This window comes from Synechococcus sp. ATX 2A4, from assembly GCF_024346375.1.
In the GTDB taxonomy this organism is placed as follows: Bacteria; Cyanobacteriota; Cyanobacteriia; order PCC-6307; family Cyanobiaceae; genus MW101C3.
Window position 1 is genome coordinate 237,605 of record NZ_JAGQCV010000001.1, and the last position, 23,834, is coordinate 261,438.

The 23,834-nt window shown below is 60.1% G+C and carries 24 protein-coding genes and 1 pseudogene; 12 read left to right on the forward strand and 13 right to left on the reverse strand.

What is annotated here, in order from left to right; translation table 11 throughout:
* The first annotated feature begins 62 nt into the window (after nucleotides 1-62).
* Nucleotides 63-818, forward strand: a complete 756-nt coding sequence (locus KBY97_RS01095; protein ID WP_255144802.1) for a type II toxin-antitoxin system HipA family toxin — start codon at nucleotides 63-65, stop codon at nucleotides 816-818.
* On the opposite strand, the gene KBY97_RS01100 is transcribed toward KBY97_RS01095, so the two are convergent.
* Nucleotides 791-4,045: a DUF3427 domain-containing protein gene (locus KBY97_RS01100; protein ID WP_255144803.1), complete on the reverse strand. Its 3,255-nt coding sequence runs from the start codon at nucleotides 4,043-4,045 to the stop codon at nucleotides 791-793. The genes KBY97_RS01095 and KBY97_RS01100 overlap by 28 nt on opposite strands.
* Nucleotides 4,046-4,314: 269 nt before the next feature.
* On the opposite strand from KBY97_RS01100, the gene KBY97_RS01105 reads away from it, so the two are divergent.
* Together KBY97_RS01105 and KBY97_RS01110 are read left to right on the forward strand one after the other, a co-directional pair.
* On the forward strand, nucleotides 4,315-8,166 hold the full coding sequence (locus KBY97_RS01105; protein ID WP_255144804.1) for a PIN domain-containing protein: 3,852 nt from the start codon (nucleotides 4,315-4,317) through the stop codon (nucleotides 8,164-8,166).
* The gene (locus KBY97_RS01110; protein ID WP_255144805.1) at nucleotides 8,163-10,097 is read left to right on the forward strand and encodes a hypothetical protein; all 1,935 of its coding nucleotides are present in this window, start codon (nucleotides 8,163-8,165) and stop codon (nucleotides 10,095-10,097) included. Before KBY97_RS01105 ends, KBY97_RS01110 begins: the two co-directional genes overlap by 4 nt.
* Nucleotides 10,098-10,351: 254 nt before the next feature.
* Here KBY97_RS01110 and KBY97_RS01115 read toward each other — a convergent pair whose 3' ends face one another.
* Entirely contained in the window at nucleotides 10,352-10,957 is a 606-nt protein-coding gene (locus KBY97_RS01115) for an HIT domain-containing protein (RefSeq protein WP_255144806.1), read from the reverse strand.
* 164 nt (nucleotides 10,958-11,121) lie between these two features.
* Between KBY97_RS01115 and KBY97_RS01120 the strand changes: the two genes are divergently transcribed.
* On the forward strand, nucleotides 11,122-11,475 hold the full coding sequence (locus KBY97_RS01120; protein WP_255144807.1) for a nucleotidyltransferase domain-containing protein: 354 nt from the start codon (nucleotides 11,122-11,124) through the stop codon (nucleotides 11,473-11,475).
* 136 nt (nucleotides 11,476-11,611) lie between these two features.
* Nucleotides 11,612-11,845: pseudogene (locus tag KBY97_RS01125) on the forward strand (hypothetical protein); the annotation flags it as partial.
* Between the two features lie 800 nt (nucleotides 11,846-12,645).
* On the opposite strand, the gene KBY97_RS01130 reads toward KBY97_RS01125, so the two are convergent.
* A complete protein-coding gene (locus KBY97_RS01130; protein ID WP_255144808.1) occupies nucleotides 12,646-13,269 on the reverse strand; it encodes a Fic family protein in 624 nt (207 codons plus the stop codon).
* 30 nt (nucleotides 13,270-13,299) lie between these two features.
* Nucleotides 13,300-13,647: a nucleotidyltransferase domain-containing protein gene (locus KBY97_RS01135; RefSeq protein WP_255144809.1), complete on the reverse strand. Its 348-nt coding sequence runs from the start codon at nucleotides 13,645-13,647 to the stop codon at nucleotides 13,300-13,302.
* A 313-nt stretch (nucleotides 13,648-13,960) separates the two neighbouring features.
* Between KBY97_RS01135 and KBY97_RS01140 the strand changes: the two genes are divergently transcribed.
* The 4 genes from KBY97_RS01140 (at nucleotide 13,961) to KBY97_RS01155 (ending at nucleotide 15,348) form a co-directional block, all read left to right on the forward strand.
* Nucleotides 13,961-14,275, forward strand: coding sequence for a nucleotidyltransferase family protein (locus KBY97_RS01140; protein WP_255144810.1), 315 nt, complete (start codon nucleotides 13,961-13,963; stop codon nucleotides 14,273-14,275).
* Nucleotides 14,272-14,655: a DUF86 domain-containing protein gene (locus tag KBY97_RS01145; RefSeq protein WP_255144811.1), complete on the forward strand. Its 384-nt coding sequence runs from the start codon at nucleotides 14,272-14,274 to the stop codon at nucleotides 14,653-14,655. Before KBY97_RS01140 ends, KBY97_RS01145 begins: the two co-directional genes overlap by 4 nt.
* Nucleotides 14,656-14,846: 191 nt before the next feature.
* Nucleotides 14,847-15,020, forward strand: a complete 174-nt coding sequence (locus KBY97_RS01150) for a type II toxin-antitoxin system RelE/ParE family toxin (RefSeq protein ID WP_255144960.1) — start codon at nucleotides 14,847-14,849, stop codon at nucleotides 15,018-15,020.
* The gene (locus KBY97_RS01155; protein WP_255144812.1) at nucleotides 15,013-15,348 is read left to right on the forward strand and encodes a helix-turn-helix transcriptional regulator; all 336 of its coding nucleotides are present in this window, start codon (nucleotides 15,013-15,015) and stop codon (nucleotides 15,346-15,348) included. The genes KBY97_RS01150 and KBY97_RS01155 overlap by 8 nt, the downstream gene beginning before the upstream one ends.
* Here KBY97_RS01155 and KBY97_RS01160 read toward each other — a convergent pair.
* Together KBY97_RS01160 and KBY97_RS01165 are read right to left on the reverse strand one after the other, a co-directional pair.
* Entirely contained in the window at nucleotides 15,334-15,519 is a 186-nt protein-coding gene (locus KBY97_RS01160; protein WP_255144813.1) for a hypothetical protein, read from the reverse strand. The genes KBY97_RS01155 and KBY97_RS01160 overlap by 15 nt on opposite strands.
* A 466-nt stretch (nucleotides 15,520-15,985) precedes the next feature.
* Complete coding sequence (locus KBY97_RS01165; protein WP_255144814.1) at nucleotides 15,986-16,198, reverse strand: hypothetical protein; 213 nt, start codon at nucleotides 16,196-16,198, stop codon at nucleotides 15,986-15,988.
* 50 nt (nucleotides 16,199-16,248) lie between these two features.
* Between KBY97_RS01165 and dcd the strand changes: the two genes are divergently transcribed.
* Nucleotides 16,249-16,773: a dCTP deaminase gene (gene dcd / locus KBY97_RS01170; protein ID WP_255144815.1), complete on the forward strand. Its 525-nt coding sequence runs from the start codon at nucleotides 16,249-16,251 to the stop codon at nucleotides 16,771-16,773.
* Nucleotides 16,774-17,188: 415 nt separating this feature from the next.
* Here dcd and KBY97_RS01175 read toward each other — a convergent pair whose 3' ends face one another.
* From KBY97_RS01175 to KBY97_RS01190, 4 genes are all read right to left on the reverse strand, one after another.
* Nucleotides 17,189-17,590, reverse strand: coding sequence for a type II toxin-antitoxin system VapC family toxin (locus tag KBY97_RS01175; RefSeq protein ID WP_255144816.1), 402 nt, complete (start codon nucleotides 17,588-17,590; stop codon nucleotides 17,189-17,191).
* Nucleotides 17,591-17,598: 8 nt separating this feature from the next.
* Nucleotides 17,599-17,859, reverse strand: a complete 261-nt coding sequence (locus KBY97_RS01180; RefSeq protein WP_255144817.1) for a type II toxin-antitoxin system Phd/YefM family antitoxin — start codon at nucleotides 17,857-17,859, stop codon at nucleotides 17,599-17,601.
* Nucleotides 17,860-17,977: 118 nt separating this feature from the next.
* A complete protein-coding gene (locus KBY97_RS01185; RefSeq protein ID WP_255144818.1) occupies nucleotides 17,978-18,418 on the reverse strand; it encodes a lipocalin-like domain-containing protein in 441 nt (146 codons plus the stop codon).
* A gap of 249 nt (nucleotides 18,419-18,667) precedes the next feature.
* Nucleotides 18,668-18,889: a hypothetical protein gene (locus KBY97_RS01190; protein ID WP_255144819.1), complete on the reverse strand. Its 222-nt coding sequence runs from the start codon at nucleotides 18,887-18,889 to the stop codon at nucleotides 18,668-18,670.
* Nucleotides 18,890-19,069: 180 nt separating this feature from the next.
* Here KBY97_RS01190 and KBY97_RS01195 point away from each other — a divergent pair, with 180 nt between their 5' ends.
* A complete protein-coding gene (locus KBY97_RS01195) occupies nucleotides 19,070-20,410 on the forward strand; it encodes an MFS transporter (RefSeq protein WP_255144820.1) in 1,341 nt (446 codons plus the stop codon).
* A 138-nt stretch (nucleotides 20,411-20,548) separates the two neighbouring features.
* Here the strand turns inward: KBY97_RS01195 and KBY97_RS01200 are convergent, their stop codons facing one another.
* The 3 genes from KBY97_RS01200 to KBY97_RS01210 form a co-directional block, all read right to left on the reverse strand.
* A complete protein-coding gene (locus KBY97_RS01200) occupies nucleotides 20,549-20,809 on the reverse strand; it encodes a hypothetical protein (protein WP_255144821.1) in 261 nt (86 codons plus the stop codon).
* A gap of 285 nt (nucleotides 20,810-21,094) precedes the next feature.
* On the reverse strand, nucleotides 21,095-21,754 hold the full coding sequence (locus tag KBY97_RS01205; RefSeq protein ID WP_255144822.1) for a rhodanese-like domain-containing protein: 660 nt from the start codon (nucleotides 21,752-21,754) through the stop codon (nucleotides 21,095-21,097).
* The gene (locus tag KBY97_RS01210) at nucleotides 21,751-22,179 is read right to left on the reverse strand and encodes an NUDIX domain-containing protein (protein WP_255144823.1); all 429 of its coding nucleotides are present in this window, start codon (nucleotides 22,177-22,179) and stop codon (nucleotides 21,751-21,753) included. Before KBY97_RS01210 ends, KBY97_RS01205 begins: the two co-directional genes overlap by 4 nt.
* A gap of 133 nt (nucleotides 22,180-22,312) precedes the next feature.
* On the opposite strand from KBY97_RS01210, the gene KBY97_RS01215 reads away from it, so the two are divergent.
* The gene (locus KBY97_RS01215; protein WP_255144824.1) at nucleotides 22,313-23,791 is read left to right on the forward strand and encodes a glycosyl hydrolase family 57; all 1,479 of its coding nucleotides are present in this window, start codon (nucleotides 22,313-22,315) and stop codon (nucleotides 23,789-23,791) included.
* Nucleotides 23,792-23,834 lie beyond the last annotated feature (43 nt).

Consider the following 23,834-nt stretch of genomic DNA (forward strand, 5'->3'; position numbering starts at 1 on the left):
GTGGAGGAACTGTTGCAGGGGGCAGGAACCTCCATGGGTGTGGTGCACGGCCGAAAACTACCGTGGAGCATGAAGATGCTCTCTGGCTGGCTAAGTTTCCGGCTCCAAAGGACACCTGGAACCAACCGCGGGTGGAGCATGGAGTGCTGCAGCTGGCCCGGCTCTGCGGGTTGCAGGTGGCGGTCAGCCAGCTCACGCAGGTTGGAAAGGCCGATGTGCTGTTGGTGAAGCGCTTTGATCGCGACTGGAGCGGTGATGGTTATCAGCGCCACAGGATGGTGAGCGCCCTCACGTTGCTGCAGGCCGAAGACAGCGCCACCGATCGCCAGAAGTGGTCATATCGGTTGCTGGCCGATGAACTCCGGCGCGCCAGCGACCGGCCTACGGAAGATCTGCGCGAACTCTTCAGCTGCATCTGCTTCAACGCGGCGGTGTCCAATCTTGATGACCACCCGCGCAACCATGCCCTACTGGCCCGCTCCAGTAGCTGGCGGCTGAGCCCCGCCTATGACCTCACCCCCGGAACGATGCGCACCGAGACACGGCGAGATCTAGCCATGGTCTGTGGTTTGGAGGGCGGCAAGCCCAGCCGTTGGGCCAACCGGGGCACGATCGTGGACGGGGCCGCATGGTTCCTTCTGGAGCGGGAGGAGGCGGAAGCAATCGCGACGAGGGTGTTCTCCACCGTGTCGGCGGAGTGGGAGCCCACCCTTCGCAGCGTTGGCGTCAGTCAGCGAGATTGCGATGCCGTTCGGGGGGCATTTCTTTATGCGGGGTTGAATCTTGACGCTCACACTGCCACCGCCAGCTCCGGGTAGAAGCTCCCCGGAATCGCCCTGTGCAGCCTCCAGCGAATCGCCATCGGCCGCTCGCCCTCGTGGCTCACGTAATCGGCAAAACCCAGGCACAGGAACGGCAGCGTCACCCCGCCGCGCTTGTTCTCATCGCGCACGAACAGCATCACCCGGCTGCCACGCTCGGCGTGGTGGATGTAGCGCTGCCCGGTGGATGAGGCTTCCCGGGTGAGGCTCTGGCTCTCCCAGTGGAACTCCCACGGGGAGATGGCGTAGTCGTTGTAGCGGGTGGTGGGGGAGAAGAGGCGCTCGGATTTCTTGAGGGTGATGAAGAAGACGTCGCAGCGGGTGGCTTCATCGAAAAAGACTCCCTCGCGGCAAGGGAAGGGGCGGGCGTCGTTCAACAACCCAAAGGCGGCTAATACCTCGGAGCGGGAATAGCGACCGTGCAGGCCAAGGGGCACCGGTGGGGCTGGTTCGCCATCCGCCAGAAACGGCCAGGCGAGCGGCGCCACCAGGTGGTCGGTGCGCTCCAGCAGCAGCTCGAACAGCTCCACCAGCTCGGCGCGGATCGCGGAGGAGGCCCACAGCCGCACCAAGGCCTCGGCCAGGGGCAGGTGCTGGCGGCCGCTGCCCCACAGCTGGGCCATCAGCATGCGCCAGCTGCGTTCGGTCTCCGGATCGAAGCCCGCCGGATCGGGGGGTGCCGCGCGCTGCAGCTGCTCCACCAGCCAGCGCAAGCGCTCCGGATCATCGAGATGCAGCAGCCCCCCGGCGATGCCCCGCCCCAGCCGCTCTTCATCCGCCGTGGGCTCCCCTGAGGCCGCCCCGGCCAACCACCCCAACTCCCGCTGCAGCAACGCCCACGACCCCGCCACCCTGTAGAACTCCCCCAGCTCCATCCCGAGCCCCTCCAGCAGCGCCGCCAGCGAACAGCGCCCGAGGCGGCGGCATTCCGCCAGCAACTGGGGCCGCCGGCTGGGCAGCGACTCGCGCAGGTTCGCCAGCACCCGCTCGCTTGACACCCGATCGAGCTGGAGGCTGCAGCCGGCCGGCAGGAAGGGAAAACCTGATTCGATCTGCTGTTTGAGCTGGTCGCGGGTGCCGCCGAGCAGGGCGCGGTAGCGCAGGTCGAAGCGGAAGTTGCGGTGGGCCTGGCCGATGAAGTCGAGCACGGTGAGGCAGCTTTTGCCCGGGCAGAGACGCAGCCCGCGGCCGAGCTGCTGGAGGAACACCAGATGGCTCTCGGTGGGGCGCAGGAACAGCACCGTGTCGATCTCGGGGATGTCGAGGCCTTCGTTGAACAGATCCACCGCGAACAGGATCTGCAGCTCGCCGGCGCGCAGGCGGCGGATCTGCTCGGCGCGCTCGTCGCGGGGGCTGGAGGCATCGAGGGCAGCGGCGCGCAAGCCGGCGGCCACGAATTTGCGGGCCATCCAGCGGGCGTGCTCCACGCTCACGCAAAAGCCCAGGGCCCGCATCGCCTCCAGGTGGGTGACCTTGGCGGCCAGTTCGCGCAGGATCAGGCGCAGGCGGGCGTCGTCGGCGGTGTAGAGGTTGGACAGGGCCTCGCTGGCGTAGCCGTTGCGGCGCCATTCGATCTGGGAGAGATCGGTGCCGTCGTGGAGCCCGAAGTAGTGGAAGGGTGCCAGAAGGCCCTGGTCGAGGGCGCTCCACAGGCGCAGCTCGGCGGCGATGCGTCCCTCGAACCAATGGAGGATGTCCTCGCCGCCGGTGCGCTCGGGAGTGGCGGTGAGACCCAGCAGCAGGGACGGCGCCAGGTGGGCCAGCCAGCGCTCGTAGCTGGCAGCGGCGGCGTGGTGGAACTCATCGACGATCACCACGGCGAACGTGTCCGGCGCCAGGGCCGCCGGATCCAGCCCAGCGAGCGACTGCACCGAGGCGAACACATGGCGCCACTGGCTGGGGCGCTGGCCATCGACCAGCAGCTCGCCGAAGGAGCCATCGCGCAGCACCTGGCGGAAGGTGGCGAGGCTCTGCTGCAGGATCTCGCGCCGGTGGGCCACGAACAGGAGGCTTGGGTGACCGGGACCGCACTGGCGGGCGTAGTCGAGGGCGGCGACCACGGTTTTGCCCGTGCCGGTGGCGGCCACCACCAGGTTGCGCCAGCGGCCATGGAGACTGCGCTCGGCCGACAACTTTTCGAGGATCTCCTGCTGGTAGGCGTAGGGGCGGATGTCGAAGAAGCTGAGCGGGGTGGCGTCCGCTGCCGATTCCCCCGCCGACTCCTCACGCACGGCCCGATCAAAGCGGCGCTGCTCCAGTTCGCTGGCCCGGTAGGGCTCGAACTCGCCCTCCTCCCAGTAGCTCTCAAAGGCGGCCTGGAACTTGGCCAGGATGCCCTCGTTGTCGTGGGCGGAGAGGCGCACGTTCCACTCCAGGCCGTCGTGCAAGGCGGCGGTGGAGAGGTTGGAGGAGCCGATGTAGGCGGTGGAGGCAGGGGGTGAGCCTGCTAGGCCGGGCCGATGGAACAACCAGGCTTTGGCGTGCAGGCGGGTGCGGCGGGTGTCGTAGCTGACGCGCACCTCGGCGCCCTGGGCCACCAACCAATCGAGGGCGCGGCGGTCGGTGGCGCCCAGGTAGACGGTGGTGAGCACCCGCAGCTGGCGGCGGGGCTGGGCCTGCAGGAAGGCCGAGAGGGCCGGCTGGAGCAGGCGCAGGCCGCTCCACTTGATGAAGGCGCAGAGCAGGTCGATCCGCTGGGCGGAGGGGATTTCGTGGATCAGCGCCTGCCCCACCGACGGTTCGCCGCTGGCGTTCACCAGCAGGGTGCTGTCGGCCAGGGGGATGAGCGGGCGGATGGTTTCGGCCTGGCCGGGCAGCAGCGCCGTGGAACGGATCTCCGACAGCAGCTGTGCGGAGGGATGCAGCTGGTCGGCCGGAGAGATCGCGCGGGGAGCCTGGCTCTGGAGCAGGCCCACCAGTTGGTTCACCAGGGCCAACTGGTGCTCAGGGGTGGCGCCACCGCTCAGGTGCTCCAGGGCGATGCGGGCCAGACTCGCCAGGTGCCGGGCCAACAGGCGTGGGGCTTCCTGGGGGTCCAGGCCGTCGGTGGCGACCAGGGATTCCTGCAGTTGGCGCAGCTGCTGCTCCAGGCCCTCGGTGAGGAGTTGCTGGTAGAGGCCGGGGGGTGGAGGCTGGTTGGGCAGGGGTGGGCAGGCGCTTGGGAATGGGGGCTTGTGAAGGACCCGACAAACGAAGCCGCAGGGCCGACAATGAAATCTTGACAAGGTTAGATTAATACCATCAGCTTGCCCCATTTAGGGTCACCCTAAAAATCCAGCCGATCTACGAGACAATGGCTCGGTCATCACTTCCCCTAAGAGCAAAATGACCTCTTCGAAGAATCTAATCTCGTATGTTGTTGACAACAAAGAATGGATTTTTTCGGGTATAGGTGTATTGGCGATTTCATGGCTATTGACTGCGCTCAAGAAGTCTCGCTCTTCAGTAAAACAGACTATCAATTCGGGCGCGAGATCAAAAAACGTTCAAGCACTTGGCGATATCAACCTCTCTACAAAGCGGAAAAAGTGAGATGAGGGAAAAGATAGATCAGTCTGTTTCGGCCGGCGCTGGTTCCAATGTTTACCAGGCAGCTAATGGCAACATTAGTGTAACGAACATCAATTTGCATGTCCCAGAATGGCTTGTTGATAACGAGATAAATAGAAAAGTTGATCAACTAGTGAAGTGCCGATACTACACTGAGTTTGATCTAAGAACCGAAGCGCTGCAACTCAGTCGGAGTGTCTTTGAAGGCGGCAAACTTGCAGGCGGTTCGGATGCGGCAAGGAGCCTAGCCCTTGCATGGTGTGCCCGAATCTTGGCCCATTCACATGATCTTGATCGGGTGGAAGAATGTGTAGAACTTGCTAAAACTATCAATGATTCACCAGAAGTTACAATCGCAGAAGCATTTATAGCTTCTCGAAAGGGAGATAAAGCGGCTGCGCTTCAAATTCTTGCAAGCATACATTCTGGCGCTTCACATACTGCAAGCCTGATTATTGTTATGCATCATGATGGAGCCGAGAGTGCACTTAAGTGGATGAGTAAAGTCTGCCGCACAGCTTATCATTTGGATTCGGATGGCAAGGGCTATCTCCTAAATCACCAGCTTCAGCTTGGTTATTGGGATGCGTCCGCCCAGACAGTCGCTAGTTTGTCCTCGGACGACTTTGAAAGAACTCCTACCCTTCATCATTTTGCAGGCTTGGCTAGCCTAATTCAGACAGTACCGCCTGAGTTTCGATCAACTATTCTTACACATGTTCCATTGGATGCACGTAACTTTCGACTTGCTTCGACTGCCAGTGCGATGGAAGCAAGGCGAACAGCTCATAATCACTTTCTCGATGGGGCTGCAGCAGCACGTCAACTGAGTTGTTCCTTCGCAGCTGAAACGGATGATGAGTATGCACTGTGGCTCGAGTTACTCGATCCGATTATGTCTTCAAGCGGTTTGAGTAGATTAAGAGATAAACTCTCCGATCCTGAAACTCGACTCCAATATGTCCGCTATGGAATTCAGTTCGGGCTCAAACCAGACATAGGGGCGATTGAGAGAGATATTGAAAAGAGTGTCGCGATCAATGCTGGCAAGATTGGAATTGATGCAGCTCTTGCTCGCTTTGCGCTTATACAAGCGATGCCGTCTGCCGAGGAAGCGGCTAACTATATCGAGCGTCACCAAAGCCAACTTGTCGCCCACATAGAAGGCGAGCAGATTCGCCGTATTCAGATCGAGCTGCTGATACATGCAGGGCTGATTGAAAAGGCCAAAGAGGGGCTCGCACAGTGGATTGAAGATGGTATTGATGCTCAACAAGAAAGCCAGTTGCAGAGAGCCATCTTGTATGCTTCTGCTGTTGACACTGTTGAGCCATTTAAATCTCAATTCGAAGCCACAGGATCTCTTGGCGATCTTATCCTTCTAGTTGGTGAGCTTGAAGCCCATAATCGCTGGAGCGAACATTGTGAGTATGCCAGACTTCTGTTTGACAAGACACATTCATTAATTGATGCCGAGCGACTTGCCAACTCTCTTATCAAGTTGCATAGATCAGCGGATTTGGTCGAATTCCTACGCAGCAATGAAGATTTGATATCGCAATCCAAGAGTCTTCAGAGTCTGTATGCTTGGGGCCTTTACTATGAAGGAGACTTTACTGGTTCCCGAGCGGCACTAGAAAGGTTAAGTGATGAAGTAAGCAATCAAAGCTATCGCTTACTATTGGTTAACTTGGCGATTGGTACAGGAGATTGGGCATCCCTCACCTCTTTCATCGCTAGCGAGAATCAAGAAAGAGATTCTAGAAGCGCCTATGAACTCCTTAGTGCTGGAAAACTAGCACTTAACTTGGATTTACTCCAAGCAAAGAACCTTGTTTTTGAAGCAGCAGCAAAAGCTGGTGATGATTCTGCTATTCTGGCAGATGCATACTTTACTGCTATAAGTGCAGGTTGGGAAGAAGATCCGCGAGTTGGCGTATGGCTAGAGCAAGCTGGTCGCTTATCAGATGATGATGGACCACTTAGAAGAATGTCGCTTAAAGAGCTTCATGATCGTAAGCCGGAGTGGGATCAACGAGAAGCAGAGATTTGGTATTTACTTGCGCAAGCCAAACTGCCGATCTTTCTTGCCGCCCAGCCGCTCAATCGCACCCTCCTCGATCTTACGTTATTCCCCGCGTTGGCTAATTCTGAGGAAACCGACCCGAGGCTGAGAAAGGCAATACCAGCTTATAGCGGAAGGCGATTTCCGTGTCCGTCTGATATGGACAGGAAGGCAGTTGGGTTGGAAGCAACAGCACTATTGACTTTGGGCTTTTTAAACCTTCTTGATCAGGTCTTCGATGCTTTTGAAACAATACACATACCCCATTCAACGCTCGCCTGGTTGTTTATGGAGCGACAGAGAGCCGTATTCCATCAACCAAGTCGAATAGAAGATGCACGTACAGTTAGGAACTGTCTGGCAACGAACATGCTGGAAGTCTTTAATCCTAGTACCTCTGCTGATGTTGAACTAACGGTGCAGATTGGCAAAGAGCTGGCCTCATTTATTGCCGAGGCTGAAAATGCAATGGACAGAGCTAACACGCAGCATATTGTTGTTCGTCCTGCTCCTGTTTATCGCGTTTCTAGCCTGATGGAGGAGGAGGCAGACCTTTCCGAACACGCACCAGTGTTGAGCAGTTGTCTAGCCGTTGTGGAGAAGCTTAGGCAGAGAGGAGCAATAACCGCAAATGAGGAGAAGAAGGCAAGAGCATACTTGAATCTGCAAGAACGTTCGTGGCCTAACCAGCCCTCCATTGCCGATGGAGCGACTATCTATCTCGACGATCTTGCGATCTCGTATTTCTTGGATTTAAAGATGCTCGGCAAGCTCAAGGATGCTGGCTTCACAGTTGTGGTGTCGCCAAGCGAGGTATCTGAAGGTGACGCTTTAATCTCTTACGAAAGCATTTCTTATGACTCCAGGATTGTCGTAGAGCGCATAAGATCTGCGCTAAGCTCACGGATAGACATGGGAATAGTCAGGGTTGGGTGTATGCCTGCCTCTGGCAGATTCGATCAACAGTCTATCCATGGGCACCCCTCTGTCAGCATTCTTGATCTGGCAGGAAAGTGCGACGCTTTAATTATAGACGATAGATTTCACAATCAACACGCCTGCATCAATGCTGACGATAAGAGCACGGCGATCATGACAAGCCTGGACCTTCTCGAAGCATTAGTGGCTGCAGGCACTATTAGTAATGATGATCGCATAGAGCATCGTACACGTCTACGCCGAGCGGGCTATGTCTTTATTTCAATTGATCAAGAAGAGCTAGAGGCGTGCCTATTGGAATCACCTGTTATTGATGGCAGAGTTGTTGAGACGGCCGAGTTGAAGGCAATACGAGAATCATTTCTTAGAGTCAGGATGAGTGGCATTCTTCAGCTACCTCACGAAGCAGCTTGGCTGGAAGGTGCCCTTAGATCGATTGTTCACGTCCTAAAAGGGCTTTGGGTTGATGTGCCGGATTTCAGTGACATCATAGTGCGATCAAATTGGCTCGCTGGTTTCCTCGATATCCGAGGATGGGCACATTGCCTCGACTCTGATTCCGTTGACTATGTCATTCAAAGTGGGCCCATGGCCTTGGTTGAGATATTGTTATCTCCCCCAGCTGACGACACTCAAACTGTTTTTGATGCCTATTGGAAATGGCTTGAAGAATATTTCCTAGAGTCATTCCAGGAGCAGTTTCCAGAGCAATATAACCTGATTGTTGATTCTCAAAGAAGATTCATTGGCGAGATGGCTGACCGACATTCTTCGGAGGAAACTGACGCATGACTGGTATACCGCCAGAAAGAACTGCTATTGCCATTTCTGCGCTGAAGTTTTTTCCCCCACTCATACGTGATAGCCTACTCAATGACGTGAGCTTCACTGGCGAATATGGCTTAAAAGCCAAAGTAACTATTACCCTGGGTGATAACGGACCTTCTCTGATTCGAGCAAGCTTCTTTGACGCGATTCGATCTGTTCTTTCTAGTGATACTTCTGTCAGCTTGACTGACGGAAAAGATAAGACTTGGATTCTTTCGCGCGATGAAGGCGAAGCCGGTTCAGCGGCTCTCATTCTTTCATGCGATCAACAGCTATTAATTCTACCTGATTTTTCTGAGCTTTCTGACGATGTATCCTCTCGTCTTCGTGCGCTTGAAGATTCTGCTGCTGATATGAACCTACCAGTTGCTTCTCTGCAAAAGTGGAGAAATGTCTTGACAATGCAACCACTATCAGACTTTGAACTTGATCAACTCACTAAAGATATCTCTGATTCCCCGGTTATTCTAGAGCGTTCGATACGAAGCATTAACAAGGGGGCTAACATCAATGTGTCAGATCTGGTTCCTAATTCGCGGCGTTACTATCATCGGCTAGTTGGCGCTTATGATGGAAGTACCTCAATTAAGGAGTATGCTGCTGGAGCTGGACGAGAATTCCTGAGGCAACTTTCCGAGTGGCGGCCATCAGAGGGTTTCTTTTTTGGCCTATATCTCTCCTCTCACCAGGCGCTTACTGATGAGCTTAATGCTGATTCACTTGATAAGGAACAGCTAGAAGAACTATATTCATCATTGGAGAAGTATGGCGATCCTCTTTCTAAGTTGGGTGCGGTCGAAGTTGGATTGCGTATTCTTGGAATTCGGCCAGAGGTTGAGCCTTTCCTTCTCCGACTAGTTCAGCATATCCGCGACGACGACGTAACTGGCAATACCAGCCAATTCAAGTCTTTCTCTTCATTGTTTGTTCTGGTCGACGGGGAACTGGCTAGAACTCGTTGTCTATCTCGGGAGCCACCTTTTTATCGTAGACTGGCTTCTCTTGCCCAGGCTGCGTTAATTCTGCGTCAGCTCATTCGGCTAGGAATTGATTGTCAGAGCTTTTCTGATTATGCGTTAAGGACTCGCAGCGTGGAATTCTATATGCAGTCATTAGCGGATATGAGACTAGAGCCTAGATGGAGGCCTGACTTTGCAGACGCAGCACAAATACAGGCAGATTTCTTTGGTCGTATCAGGTTCGCAGGATCAAGGGTGGAGCCAACCTTGAGCTCGGGCCCAGAGGAGCTGCGCGATATCATCCTCGGTAATGGAGAAAAAAGTTTAATAAGCTTGTGTTGGAGGCTGAATCAGTCTTTCCCAGGGCCGCTCGACGGTACTGAGCATAAGGAACAAACTCTGCCTGACGACTTTGCTCATGTTATTGAGGAGAAGCTCGGCATGGAGAATGTGGATGTATCCTCCTTCGCTCCACTCGTTAATCTATCTCTCATCTTTAACGTTTCTAGACACCATTCAAGTTTGGCGTCTCAGGCCGTGAAAAGGTGTGGCTATGTATTCTCTGGATTAGAGAGTAAGGCGCAGCTTCTGACCGTGCTAAACGGATTGGCCAATGTTGCCGCTATATCCCGTGATACGGTGTTGGCTGGTGATGTTCGAATCTTAGTTCGCCGCTATCGTTCAGATTCTCAATTTGATATAACCTTGCTTGAGGCTGTGTCAATGTTGCTTGTTGCATCCGCTGCGCATGAGGGCATCGTCCAATGGCGAAATAATGTAGGTGAAGTTATTTCTGAGCTCGCGTTTGGACGTCTTGATGGTGACGATGGGCGCCTGCTTCATTCGCGATTGCTGGCGCTGTTGCATTCTGTGCCAGATTTGTGGGTTTCATGCGCAAGGGCGGAAGCTGCACTTCAGGCCTTCTGTTTTCGGTGAATCTGAGAATGAGTGCTTGATTCCATTCTATTTCGTCTGATTGCAACGCATCAAGAGGAGGGGCTGGAGGTTATTGGCCGATGCTGGCGGCTGCCGGGCTCCAGGGCAGGTTTGGTTTTGGGCGGCCCGGCAGGTGGGCGCCCCTGCTGGGATCCCTTCTGGAGTGAGAGTGATGCGGCTGCAGCCGCCCCGGCTCCGGGTGTGCTGTGCCGCCCCAGCCCCTTCATCCGCACGGCCGACGAGCAGGCCACGGCTTAGTAGTGCTGTTTGCCCTCGATAACCCCCCGACCGCCTCCGCGGGGGGAATCGTCATCACCTTTTCGCCTCGGGATCAGATGCCAGTGCGCATGAAACACCGTCTGCCCCGCCACCTCCCCTGAGTTCAGCCCCCCTCTTGCGTTGAGCAAACCAGCCCAGCCGCTGATCGACGCGGCCTGGGCACTAAGCTGCTCACGCCGCAGCTTAAGCAGCTTCACCACGGCATTCCACTCCTGCTGGTGCAGCTCCAGCCCATAGGCCCCATGACGCCGCGGGATCACCAGGCTGTGTCCCTCGCTCACGGGATAGGCGTCGGCGATGCAGAGCGCCAGCTCGTTCTCCAGCAGCATCCGGCCGCTGCCCTCCAGCGCGCAGAACACACATCCCGTTTCGCGGTGGCCGTCGCTGGCCTGCACACCGCGGAAGCAGAGCGCCTGCAGATTGCTGATGGCGTCGGAGCCGCCCTGGTTTTTGGGGATGATGGGGTCCACCTCCAGGGCCCGCTGGTGCTCGTGCGCCCCGCAGCACTCGTAGCGGCCCCGGGCACGGGTGAGCACCCTGTCTTTCACCGAGCCGCTGATCGGGGTGCTCGCGGAAGGCATCGAGGCGCTGGCGGCACAGCTGCTGCAGCGCGTCGCGCTCAGGGTCGCTCAGCTCTACTGCTGCGCAGAAGCCTTCGGCTACGCCGCCCACCAGGCGCGGCGGTTCCGGCGGGCCCCATTCTGCGGCTCTACCACCCCCATGCCTGTTCGGTCAGAATGCCCCCATGACAGCAGCACTCTCCACCACTCCCTCCATCCCGATCGACCCACGGATCAGCGCGATCGCCTCAGGAATCTCCGCGGCCATCCCGCAAGCCCAGGTTCGCCTGTTTGGATCACGCGCCAAGGGCACATTCCGGCCTGATTCCGACGTGGATCTGCTAATCACCGTGCCGGATCAATGGCTGGCTGGCCATGATCGTGTTCATGTTCTGGGAGACCTTTGGCGTCAATATTCCAGCCATCGGCTGCCGCTTGATCTGCTTCTTTACACCGAAACTGAAGTGAGTCAACGCCAGCAATACAGAAGTGCTGTTACATCCTTGGCTTATCAAGAAGGAATTTTGCTGAATGGTTGATCCGGATGCCCTGCGCTAACTCCGGATCGCCCAAGCTGATCTCGATGAGGCGCAGCGCATGGTGAAGCTCTCGGGCTTTCGCGACAGCAGCATCGGCTTTCGACTTCAACAGGCCTGCGAATAAGCCCTCAAAAGCTGGATCCACGCCAAGGGAGGCATGGCTCCTTTCACCCATGACCTCGTCGCTTTGATGGATTGGCTGGAGGAATCAGGTACCGATGTCAGCGCGTTCGAGCAGATTGCCGATCTCTCATTCTTTGCGGTTCAAACCCGATACGATGACACTGTAGAGATCAGCTCTCCAGATTGGTCGCTCCTGTTGGGCATCACGGCCTCACTGCTCGATCAAGTCCAGCGTGAATCTTCATGACGCAGCTTCTGCCTTGGCTCTCAGTAATCGATACCTGCGCAATGTTTGCCCCAACACCATCATGCGCTCGACCCGATGCATGAGACTTGGGGTATCGCGATGGTGGCCGCGGGCGGGGATGATGCGCTTTAGAGCGAAAACAATAACCCTGCCCCCCCGAGCATCAACGGTTGATAGATGGGGCTCATGCGCATCTGCTGGGCGATGGTCGCGCGTAGGCGAAGGAAGGCAGCAGAGGGGCTGTTGGCCATGGAGTGATGCTGGCGGCTGCCGGGTGACCGGGCCAGGTTTGGTTTTGGGCGGCCCGTCAGGCAGGCGCCCCTGCTGGGATCCCTCCTGGCGTGGGCGTGATGCGGCTGCAGGCAGCCTGGCTCCGGGTGTGGGTGTGCCGCCCCAGCCCCCTTCCCCATCCAGCTGGGGAAAGGACAAGAAGGAGCGGATCCCAGGCGGCGGCAGTTGGAACCCACGCTGCGGGCCCATGCCGTTGAAGGCCAGAAACAACGCCGTTGTCGTGACGACGTCTCCTGAGGATCCCATCCGCTCCGATCGTCAGCGGGTGGTGGCCCATGGGATCCATCCGGAGTGGTGGGCGGGGGCGAGGTTGTGGTGGTGACAGAATGAAGTTGAAAAGCGGTATGCCATGGCCAGCTCCGATCCAGGTCTCCAGCGGCTCCGTCAGGAGGCTGGCCGAGTCCCGCTTCGGTTGCGGATCATTCGTGCAGTGGCCAGCTCCACAGCCATCGAAACGGGCCAGTCCATCGCCGTGATTGAAGGCCAGCTTGCGGCTCGGCAAACCCCTCCTAATCACCCCCACCAGGCAACACCAGCCTGAACAGCTGCTGCATCGGAGCGTTGTTCAACACAGCCCCGGCACGGATGGCGGCGAAATACTGCTCACGCTGCAGATCCCAGGCTGAGTAGTCGAGAGGGCCGATGCCCGCCTGGCTCGCCATCACATCCGCCAGCAGCCGCGCGATGCGGCCATTGCCCTCGCGGAATGGATGGATGAGCACAAATTCAACGTGCACCTCAGCCAGCGCCTCAACCAGTTCGTCGACCGACTGGGGATCAAGGGGTGTGCGTTTGTTGAGCTGTTCGCGTTGAAAGGCCTCCAGAAGATCGGGCAGGAGATGGGCGCTTGCAAAGGCAAAGTTCCCTTTGCTCAGGTTGAACTGGCGCATCTTTCCTGCCCATGGATAGACAGCCTCCAGCCAGAGCCGGTGCCATTCGATCACTTCCGCGACAGTGAGACGATGAGGTTCAGCCCCGTTGATGAATATCCCCTCATAGAGCTGAAGCAGCAGATCCTGTTCCAGTGACCCCATGACCCCTGGATCTGTGATTCCCAATCGGTTACGCAGAACCAAGCCGTTCGAGCCAGGCTCACATTCAGCGGCCGATCCAACAACGGTGTAGCGGTTCATCCGCAGGCGATCCGTAGTAGGCCTTCCGGCTCAGAAAGCACCATCCAGCAACCGCCCCTCCCGGTAGGCCCTGCCGATCACGTGACTGCGCCAGTGGCGACGCTCCTCGCACTCCCGCTGGGAATAAAGCAGCAGATCCAACGACACATCCGCCTGGGCCAGTTCGTCCCAGAGCTCGTTGAGCACCTCGAAGCGGTGGTGACGCTCCAGCCAGGCATCCGGTGCGGTGATCAACAGGTCGATGTCCGATTCCGGCCCCGCTGTGCCACGCGCCCGGGAGCCAAACAGACGCACTTCCGCGCCTGGGATTCTTTGCTGGATCACAGCCGCCATCCCCTGGAGGCGCTGGTCGATCGGTGGCGCGGCGACGCTGGTCATGCCGCCATTCTGGGCAGGGTCTGATCAAGCTGGTAGCGGGGGTGGGGATTCCTGGCTGGGGGTGTGATGGGCCATGGGTTGATCCTGGCGGCTCCCGTACGCCTCGGGCAGGGTGGTCTTTGGGCGGCCCGTCAGGAGGGCGACCCTGCTGGGATCCCTTCTGGTGTGGGCGCGTGGCGGCTGGAGGCAACCTGGTTCCGGGTGTGGCTGTGCCTCAGCCCTAACCCACTCCGCGGCCCCAGGCAGCTGCAGCATGTCGGCGAGGGGTGTCGTTCCCATCGCCCTCGACGGGGATGCAGTCCAGAATGGAGCCATGGCTGCCCCTTCGACCCAGCAAACCTCCCTCTCCCAGCGGCTCCAGGGCGCCCGTAAGGAGGTGCTTGCTGTGGCTCACCGCCATGGGGCCCGCAACCTGCGGATCTATGGCTCGGTGGCCCGTGGCCAGGATCGGCCCGGCAGCGACCTTGACCTGCTGGTGGATCTGGAACGGGGCTGTTCCCTGCTGGAGGTGATCGCTCTTCGGCAGGAACTGGAAGCTCTCTTGAATTGCCAGGTGGATCTGGCGGAAGCTGCGCAGTTGCATCCTTTGATCCGCGATCAGATCATTGCGCAGGCCAAGGCTTTGTGAGCAAGGATCTCCTTTACCTCAGCAGCATTGCCGAAGCTCTTGAGCGCATCACTCTCTACTCCATAGAAGGCCGCTCAGCTTTTCTTGCTTCCACGCTTGTGCAGGATGGAGTGATCCGGAACTTGATCGTGATCGGCGAAGCCGTGAAGAATCTGTCGGCGGATCTTCGCGAGTCCGAACCGTCCACTCCTTGGAAGTCCATCGCCGGCATGCGAGATGTTCTGATTCATGATTACTTGCGTGTGAATCTGGAGCAGGTCTGGGAAACCGTGGCGCGTGATCTTCCTCCCCTTGGTCTCACCGTTCGCTCGCTGATTGAGCGGCACATGAACGATGGTGGTGGTGGGGGACTGGGGCATGGGGGCGTCCTGGCGGGGTGAGACGGGGGTGGCACTGACAAAGGAGAAGCCCTGCTGCCGTGGCGCTCACGCGCGCTCCTTCACCCCACAACGGCCTGGCGCCCAGAGCCCATCAGCGGGTCCGCCCCGTGGGCACGTAGCACGCGCACTAACACGGAAGGGTCGTTTCGGCTTGAGTACTACAACTCTCGTGTTCGCGAGGACATCGAGGACTGGCCTGTGGAGGCGCCACACCTCAAGGCCATGGTCGGCGGGCTTTCTATTGCTTCTGCAGTGGGCGGGTGATCACCGTGCTCCATGCCTTCGTGAAGAAGACCCAGAAAACACCCAGGCGTGAGCTCCTCATCGCTCGCGAACGCCTCAGGAACGTCAAACGCCATGGCTGACACCCCCTATCAACCGGTCATCCGCGATCGCGGCGCCGAACGCGCCCGGCTCGATCAGGTGCCGGGCTACAGCCAAGCGCAGCAGGAGGCCGCCGTGGAATTCCGTCTTCTCCGGCAGCTCCTCGAGGCACCCCAGCGGGCCGGTCTCACCCAGGAGGAGGTCGCCGTGCGGATGGGCACCACGCGCAGCGCCATCAGTCGGCTCGAGGGATCCCGCAAGCACCTGCCCGCACTGTCCACTTTCCGCCGCTACGCCGATGTGCTCGGCTGCGATGTGGAGATCCAGCTGGTGCCTCGAACCCCTGACGGAGCTTCACCGCCTTGTTGAGCGGCGGCGGAAGGCATCGAGGCGCTGGCGGCACAGCTGCTGCAGCGCGTCGCGCTCGGCGCCGCTCAGCTCGTCGCCGCCGATCAGGCTGGTGGCGCCGTTGCCGTAGGCGGTGATGTCGTTGAAGGTGAACCTTGCCCTCCATCTGCTGCCCAGGATCCGCCGGGCCACGTCCTGCGCTGGGGCGGGGCTGGCTGTTGCCTGGCAAATCAGGGGCCGAGCAGTTCCAGGAGCATGAGCGGTTGGTCGATGGGGCTCATGCGCATGCGCTCGGCGATGGTGTGCCGCAGGCGCTGGAGGGGGGCGGGGGCATGGCAGATCCCGTCAGGCCTCAGCGTCGAAACCCGGCATGACCGGCGCCTTTACCCGGTTGATCAGTTCCTTTACCCCTCGGTTCAAGGCCTGCCGATCCAGCCCCAGGGGGGGCGGGATCGGCTTCGTAGCGGAACTGCACGGCATAGACGGTGAGTTGAGCGAGCGGCAGCCGACGCACTGGGGTTCCGCAGACCGTGCCCATCGCCACCTGGTGTTCACCCGAGAGCCAGTCACTGGGTGATGGCGGCAGCAGGCTCCCAGGCGAACCCTGGATCCACCGGCCCTGGCCAGCAGGATCGCGCTGCCCGACGAAGCGCTACGCCTATCCCACGCCGCCGGAGCCGAGCGAGCGCAGGGTGGCCCAGAGGCCGCCGCCGGCTTCAGGCCGGTCCACACCCCGATTCACAAACCACAGCGCGCCCGCCATGGCGTTGAGCGCCAGCGCCACCAGCCACACCCTCCATCCCTCTGGCAGCTTCATGGCGATCGGTTCAGGCAACTGCCCCATCATCTCCGCTGTGGTGCTGGCAGCCACCGCGGCGGCCGCCTGAGACAATCCACAACCGCCCACCCCCAGGCAAACCCATGGCCGTTCTCGGCAGAGAGGCGATCCTGCAGGCGATCGAAGCGGGCGCGGTCGGGGTGACGCCGTTCGTTCCCGAGCGGCTGGGCCCCGCCTCGCTCGACCTCACCCTCGCCGGCACTTTTCGCGTGTTCCGCAAGGTGCACGAGGTGATCGAGGTGCGCGAGCACACCGACTACCGGCAGCTCACCGAGAAGATCGAGGTGCCCCAGGGCCAGCACATCCTGATCATGCCGGGCGAGACGGTGCTCGGCATCACCCAGGAGCGGCTGCGCCTGGGCCCCGGTCTGTGCGGCTGGCTGGAGGGTCGCAGCCGTTTTGCGCGGCTGGGCCTGATGGTGCACATCAGCGCCCCCTTCATGGGGCCGGGGATCGACAGCCAGCAGGTGCTGGAGATGAGCAACTTCGGCCCCGCTCCCCTGGCGGTGCACCCCGGCACGGCGATCTGCCAGTTCGTGTTCCAGAAGCTGGAAGGGAGCGAGATCTATGCCGGCTGCTTCGCTGGCCAGACGGAAGACTCCTTCTGACCATTTCCAGCGCCCGCGTGGGCTGATCGCTCAGGAGGGCATCACTTGGCGCGCCAGGGGAGCTCGCCCCCATCCGATCGGGTGACGGAACGACTCCCATCTGGAGGAGGTGATGAGGTCCGCAGCCGCCATCTGTCACTTCGATCCCGGCCAGGCGCCGCCCCTGATCCGCCTCCATCTGGCAGGTTGTGTAGGAGAGCGTTCCAGCCTTGGCTGACCAGTTGGACCAAGGGATGCAGGCTGGGCTCTGGTGACGGCGAGTCCGTGCTCGCGGCCCTCGACCTTGGCGGTGCCCGTCGCCGTCGGTTGGAGCAGAGACGCGTCAATGTTGACGTCCCCGTATGGATGATCGACCAGCTCGATCGTGAATCCAGCGGCTCCTCTCCAGGGGGATGGGGGCAGCACTGAACCAGCCTCACCCCACGGCTGCTGCCATGAACCGCACCGGCCCAGGATAGGTCGCCAACTGGCTGTCGGCCGTGATCAGCAGCAGCCCGTCAGCCGTGGCCTGGGCCAGCAGCAGCCGGTCAAACGGGTCGCGGTGCAGCGGCGGCAGCTGGGCCACCGCCAGGGCATGGCGCGCTTCGATGGCCAACTCCTGCCAGCCCCCCTCCAGCAGGACCCGGCGCAGCACGGCGGGCTGCACGTTGAAATCAGGCCGCCCCAGCGCCTGCTTGATCACCAGCTCCCACAGGCTGGCCACGCTGAACAGCGGGGTGTGGCGCGGATCTTCCAGCATCGCCGCCAGGCCGGCGGGCAGCCGTTGCGGCGATCCCATCGCCCACACCACCAGGTGGGTATCCAGCAGCAGATGCATGGCGTTCCTCAGCCGCCGAGCCCGGAGCCCTCAAACAGATCGGCGATCTCGCCGGCAGCGATGTGATCGAAGTCGTCGGGCACGTCGCACTGCCCCTGCAACAGGCCCAGCCGCCGCCGCTCCGGTGCTGCATGGCTGGAATCCTCCAGGGCGGTGACGCGCACCATCGGCCGGCCGGCCTTGCAGATCACGAACGGCTCCCCCGCCGCCGCTTGCTCCACCAGGCGGGAGAGGTGGGTCTTGGCTTCGTGCATGTTCACCTGACGCATGGCCACCACGATCGGATGCAGTTCAACCAGCTTAGTCGACTAAGTTGTCGTTGATCTGGCCCGTGCCATCGACCGATGCCCCTGCTGCAATCCCCCAAGCCATGCGCCCCGGTGGGGATCAGTCGTGTCCGATGCGATCCCACACGAGTTCTGCCCGGCGTTCCACTCCCTGAAACACCATCGGCTTCGTGCTCAGCACCAGCACGTTTCCATCAAGCTTCGCGTAGCGAACCTGGGCATTGCCGATCCAGTTCGGATACGAGCACACCTCGATGTGGTGCACAACGGCATCCTGATCTTCGAGCACTTCGAACGGACCGGAGTAGGAAAGATAGGAGCTGATGGCATCAGAGCGCTCCGCAGGCGTGCCTCCAAAGACGTCCGGGTCGTGGTAGGGCGAACGGTGGCTAGCCATGATCTCCACTGACATGTAGCCGTCGTGGTTGTAAAAGATGAACCCCACGGGGTGCTCACCGAGTGGGTCGACGCCGATGCCGTCGCTGGCAACATTCCTCCATGAACGGAGCCGCCAGGTTCCCATCAAGTCGGCAGCCTTCACAACGAATCTCCTTGGCGTCAGTTGATGCGCGGATGCTAGCCCAGTGAAGATCTCAGCCGTCTTGCAGAGTGGCTCTGCCAATGGATACTGATGCGGGCCTGTAGATGCTGGCCTGTAGATGTTGGCCTGTAGATGCTGGCCTGTTGATACAGGCTGAGCTGGAGAATCTCGGCGGCAGCGAAGCTCAGCTCAATGCCAACGTGAAGGCCTGAGGGTGGAGCGCAGGCGCCTGGTTGCCAGCGCAATCATTCAAATGCGTGCGAAAATGGCTCGCTCTGCCAACGACTCTGATCCGTCCGTGAGCAGGATCGGCCGGGCAGCGACCGTGCCCGAATGGTGGATCTGGCGGAGGGACAGCAGCTGGATCAAGTTCGCCTTGAACCTCCGTTGGCCTGCAGGATCTTTGGATGGCTGACCAAGCCAGTTCTGCTCATGAAACGTCATCGACTTGATGCACGGGGCAAGATCCATAACACCGACATGAACCAGAGATTAACGATGGCTAGACGCAACTGAAACGACAATCAAGGCCTAAACTCCAAAGGCCCAACCACGGCAGCCCTTGTGGCCAAACATTCGGTTCAAGCCTATATCGAGGATGTGCCCCATTGGGAGGATGGCTCTCTCCTTGCGGGCCCACCGCTTTCGGGAATGCAGTGGCTGGTGTGGAGCCTGGCCACCGCAGGCAAGTTCTTTGAGGGCATGATCGTATTCATGCAGGGTGTGGGCTTGCCTCTGATCACCCGGGAGTTCGGGCTCTCGGATCTGGACAAGGGATTGGTCACCGCCGCCACCTTGGCCGGGATCCTGTTCGGTGCCCTGCTGCTCGGTGGGCTGGCCGATCGGCTGGGGCGCAAGCCAGTCTTCATCGGGGAGATGGTGCTGCTGCTGATCGCCTTGGTGGTTGCCGCCGTGTCACCGAACAAATCGGTGTTGATCGGCAGCCTGTTCGTCATTGGTCTGGCATTGGGGGCCGATTACCCCACGGCACACCTGGTGATCTCCGAAAGCATTCCGTCAGCCGTCCGCGGCAGGCTGGTGCTGGGTGCCTTCAGTTTCCAGGCGATCGGAGCCGTGCTGGGCACCGCCATCGCCGCTGTGGTGCTCGGCTCGAGTGCCACACTCGATGCCTGGCGGATTTTCTTCCTTGTGCCCATCCTGCCGGTGGCGGCGGTGATCTGGGGCCGTTTGTTCCTACCAGAGAGCAGCCACTGGCTCTATTGCAAAGGCTTCCCGGAGAAGGCAGAAAAGCAGCTGCGCAAGCTGCTCAACCGGCAGAATCTCAGCCTGGCCAAGGTAGATCTGCTCAAGGAAGTGCAAAGGGAGCAGCGCAGCAATCAGGTGATGAAGCTCTTCCATGGCAAGCATCTGCGGGCCACCATCCTTGCTTCCGTGCCTTGGTTTCTTCAGGATCTCTCCACCTATGGCATCGGCATCTTCACGCCAGTGATCATCACCCTTGCCTTCGGCGAAAAGGTGCATGAGAACACGGTGGCGGCCCTGATTCAGAATGATGTGATTGCCGCACGCGGTACCGCACTGATCGATGTGGGCTTCATGGTGGGGATCGCGGTGGCGATCGTGCTGGCGGATCGCTGGGGCCGCATTCCCCTGCAGATCACCGGGTTCATCGGCTGTGCGGCGGGTCTTGCCCTGGCTGGCTTTGGCGGCAGCGGCGCCACCAGCAACCTGCCCCTGATCGTGGCCGGTTTCACGCTGTTCCAGTTCATGACCAACCTCGGTCCCAACGCCACCACCTATCTGCTGGCCGGTGAACTCTTTCCCACCAAGATTCGGGGCCTCGGTGCTGGCTTTGCGGCTGCCTGCGGAAAGGTGGGTGCTGTGCTAACTGCATTCTTCTTCCCCACACTCCTGAGAATCTGGGGAACCGAAAAGCTGTTGCTGGTGTTGGTGGTCACCTCCTTGCTCGGCGCCGTGCTCACCTGGCAATTCCGCATCGAAACCAAAGGCCGCGACATGGAATCCATCTGAATCAACGGTGCGAAGGGCTGCAGCTCTGCAGAACGGCAGCCTCGTGAGCGGCTACGTGAGTGCCTTCGTGGACGGCCTCATGTACGGCCTAATGAGCGGAGGTTAGAAGAAATTTGCCGAAGCACCGGTCAGAACAAATCAGAACAATCCGAGGGTTTTCTTCTTGCAGTACCCCGCCCCGATGTTCATCCAGCCCGATTCACAGGGCTTGCCGTAGGTGGGCTTCACCTCGTAATTGATGGGTGAGTTGCAATGCTGTTTGAGATCGTTCACATAGCCAAGTGGGCATTCGTCATAACCAGGAAGTTTTGGAATCCGTTGTTGCGCTTGTGCGGCGCCGGGCGTCAAAAGCGGCAGGGCCAGCAGCACAGCGGCCAGACCAAGGGGAAGTGGTGGCATGGGGTGACCCATCAAGTGTCCCAACCCTAGGAACGAACGCGCAATCTGCCCTCACCAGCCAAGCGTGGATCGCCTCAACCACACTGCAGATCTGAGACGAATGTGCGTCATGAGAGAATGGAGATTGAAGAAACGTGCGACGGCCTCCAGGCAGCAGCAGTTGGGAAGACATGCCCCCAAACCGGCCTGGCCATGGCCCCAACTCAGCTGGCCTGCCCATCGCACCACCGAGCCAATCGCTCGATTCAGCCGGCTGGGGGGCATTCGCCGTGCTCAATGGTGCAATCAGTTGCCCCCATGGCCTTCCGGCAGCGGCAGGAATCTGGAGACGACTGGCTCGTAACCGCGCGGCAGCAGATTCCAGCCGGCGTTAAACACGTGCACCCGGCGGGTGGCTTGACCATCGGCTTCGAATGGCAGGCCTGCGTGGGCCCACGCAAGCGCACTACCTGCCAGGTTCTGTGCCTCAAACCCCTGGTCTCTGAGTGTTTTGGTATAGATGCCACTGCGCACACCGATGGTGCAGTAAGGCACCACAACCCAGGAGCGATAGCGGGTGCTGTTGCGCTCGAATTCTTCCTTGGTGATCGCACCCGGCAACATCGACACGCGCCGTTCATGCGGCTCCCGCACATCCACCAGCACCGCAGGCCGCTCGTTCGAGCGGTTCAGCCATTCGGCCACGGAGATCTCCGGCTGCTCGGGAAATTGCAGCAGCTTCATGGCGACATAACGGCGCTGCACGTCTGCTGCCAGTTCCTGATCGGCGCTGCGGGAGGTCCCTCTGCCATTGCCTGCGTCCAGGCGATACAGCGATAGGCCCGCCACAGCGGAGGCCACAGCCAATGCCGCACTGACCCAGACAGTTTTGGACGACGCAGCACCCACCCAACCCAGCCGACCCAGACCCGGCCGCTTGGCGGCACCCAGACCCGGCCGCTTCATGGCAGCCAGGCCTCCTCCACCAGCTTCTCCACCGCCCGCTGCAACGAGGGGGCCAGCGGACGCGATTCACGGCGACGGGGGCTCCAGATCGAACCGGTGCGCAGCTCCTCCAACGAGGCGAGCGTCAGGTCCTGACCCTCGCGCAGATCGAGTGCCTTCAGGGACACAGCAAGCGTGGTGCGAAAGAAGTGGGCGTCACGCTGTGGGTTGTGGTGCAGAAACCAGAAGCTGAGCGCTTGCGCCTCCCAGCGGATCTCCTCGCGCAGCTCGCGCCGCAGGGCCTGCTCCGGGGTTTCACCCGGATCCAGGTGGCCGCCGAACAATCCCCAGGTTCCTGGATGCACGATGCCTTCGATGTCGTCGCGGAGCTGCAGCAGCCAGCGGCCCTGCTGCTCCGCCATCGCCAGGGCCACCTCCACGCTCATCAATTCCGGCTGCTCAGGCGGTCAGTTTGGCGCGGAACGGCGCTGCAGCAGTGGCACCGGTGGCATTGCTCGGGAGTAGCAGGCAGAGCGGGGCGCCATGGGGATGATGGTGGCCCTGCCGGCAGCCACCATCATGAGCCACCCAACCCTGCCTCCGATCGCTGGCTCAGAAGCCGAGATCCTTGCCCTTGTTCAGGATTCCGGCCCGGTGTTTCTGCCGCGCAGCAACCTGAATCTTGCCCAGATGCGTTCCGGCTTTGCCTGCGCCTTGCACATGCACCAGCCCACGGTTCCTGCGGGCGCCCATGGAGAGCTGATCTCGCACCTGCAATACATGCTGGAGCACCCGGGCGAAGGCGATAACCACAACGCCGAACCTTTTGCCCATTGCTACCGGCGCCTAGCAGACATCATCCCCCAGCTGATGGCTGAGGGCTGTAACCCACGGATCATGCTGGATTACTCCGGCAATCTGCTCTGGGGCCTGGGCCAGATGGGCCGCCTCGATGTGATCGAAGCCCTGCACCAGCTCGCCTGCGATCCCGTCCTCCAGCCCCACGTGGAGTGGCTCGGTACCTTCTGGAGCCACGCGGTGGCGCCCTCCACCCCGATCCCCGATCTCAAGCTGCAGATCCTCGCCTGGCAACACCAGTTCAGGGCCCTGTTTGGCGATCAGGCGCTGCAACGGGTGAAGGGGTTCTCCCCGCCGGAAATGCACCTGCCCAACCACCCGGACACCCTCTATGAACTGGTGAAGGCGCTCAAGGACTGCGGCTACCGCTGGCTGCTGGTGCAGGAGCACAGCGTGGAAAACCCAGATAGCAGCAGCCTGAGCCAGGAGCAGAGGTATCTTCCCAATCAACTGGTGGCGCGCAACTCCAGCGGGGAGGAACTGTCGATCACAGCGTTAATCAAAACCCAGGGCTCCGATACAAAACTGGTGGGGCAGATGCAGCCCTGCTATGAGGCGATGGGGCTAGGCCGGCAGGTGCTGGGAGCCATCACGGTACCCTCGTTGGTGTCACAGATTGCCGATGGCGAGAATGGCGGCGTGATGATGAATGAGTTCCCGCCCGCCTTCCTGCAGGCCCATCGCACCATCGCCGCCAAGGGAAGTGACGCAGGCACTGCGGCGATCAACGGCACCGAGTACCTCGAGCTGCTGGAGGCCGCCGGTGTCACCCCCGAGCAGTTCCCCAGGATTCAGGCGGTGCAGCAACACAAGCTCTGGCAACAGCTGAGCGGCCCGCCCAGCCCTGCGGCCACCGAAGCCGCGATCGCCCAGCTCCAGGCCAGTGATCCCTCCTTTTCGATGGCCGGCGCCTCCTGGACCAACAACCTCAGCTGGGTGGAGGGCTACGCCAATGTGCTCGAACCACTCACTCGCCTGAGCGCTCAGTTTCACCAGCTCTACGACCCTCTGGTGGCCAACGATCCGGGCATCACCAAAACGGAGCCTTACCAGCAGGCCCTGCTGCACCTGCTGTTGCTGGAAACCAGCTGCTTTCGCTACTGGGGACAAGGCACCTGGACCGACTACGCCACCGAGATCCACAGGCGCGGTGTGGCGCAGTTGGAGCTCGCAGCTGCTGGCACCCTGCAGGTGGCCTGAACCGCTCGGCCGGCAGCACCACCACAACACCGCTGGCTCAGCC

Excerpts from the sequence above, each read along its gene's own strand:
- KBY97_RS01175 (WP_255144816.1), bottom strand. The coding sequence starts at position 17,590 with ATGCATCTGCTGCTGGATACCCACCTGGTGGTGTGGGCGATGGGATCG.
- KBY97_RS01140 (WP_255144810.1), top strand. The coding sequence starts at position 13,961 with ATGGCTGCCCCTTCGACCCAGCAAACCTCCCTCTCCCAGCGGCTCCAG.
- KBY97_RS01135 (WP_255144809.1), bottom strand. The coding sequence starts at position 13,647 with ATGACCAGCGTCGCCGCGCCACCGATCGACCAGCGCCTCCAGGGGATG.
- KBY97_RS01210 (WP_255144823.1), bottom strand. The coding sequence starts at position 22,179 with ATGAGCGTGGAGGTGGCCCTGGCGATGGCGGAGCAGCAGGGCCGCTGG.
- KBY97_RS01200 (WP_255144821.1), bottom strand. The coding sequence starts at position 20,809 with ATGCCACCACTTCCCCTTGGTCTGGCCGCTGTGCTGCTGGCCCTGCCG.
- KBY97_RS01205 (WP_255144822.1), bottom strand. The coding sequence starts at position 21,754 with ATGAAGCGGCCGGGTCTGGGTGCCGCCAAGCGGCCGGGTCTGGGTCGG.
- KBY97_RS01130 (WP_255144808.1), bottom strand. The coding sequence starts at position 13,269 with ATGAACCGCTACACCGTTGTTGGATCGGCCGCTGAATGTGAGCCTGGC.
- dcd (WP_255144815.1), top strand. The coding sequence starts at position 16,249 with ATGGCCGTTCTCGGCAGAGAGGCGATCCTGCAGGCGATCGAAGCGGGC.
- KBY97_RS01120 (WP_255144807.1), top strand. The coding sequence starts at position 11,122 with ATGACAGCAGCACTCTCCACCACTCCCTCCATCCCGATCGACCCACGG.
- KBY97_RS01195 (WP_255144820.1), top strand. The coding sequence starts at position 19,070 with ATGCAGTGGCTGGTGTGGAGCCTGGCCACCGCAGGCAAGTTCTTTGAG.
- KBY97_RS01215 (WP_255144824.1), top strand. The coding sequence starts at position 22,313 with ATGAGCCACCCAACCCTGCCTCCGATCGCTGGCTCAGAAGCCGAGATC.
- KBY97_RS01110 (WP_255144805.1), top strand. The coding sequence starts at position 8,163 with ATGACTGGTATACCGCCAGAAAGAACTGCTATTGCCATTTCTGCGCTG.
- KBY97_RS01180 (WP_255144817.1), bottom strand. The coding sequence starts at position 17,859 with ATGCGTCAGGTGAACATGCACGAAGCCAAGACCCACCTCTCCCGCCTG.
- KBY97_RS01155 (WP_255144812.1), top strand. The coding sequence starts at position 15,013 with ATGGCTGACACCCCCTATCAACCGGTCATCCGCGATCGCGGCGCCGAA.
- KBY97_RS01190 (WP_255144819.1), bottom strand. The coding sequence starts at position 18,889 with ATGGATCTTGCCCCGTGCATCAAGTCGATGACGTTTCATGAGCAGAAC.
- KBY97_RS01115 (WP_255144806.1), bottom strand. The coding sequence starts at position 10,957 with ATGCCTTCCGCGAGCACCCCGATCAGCGGCTCGGTGAAAGACAGGGTG.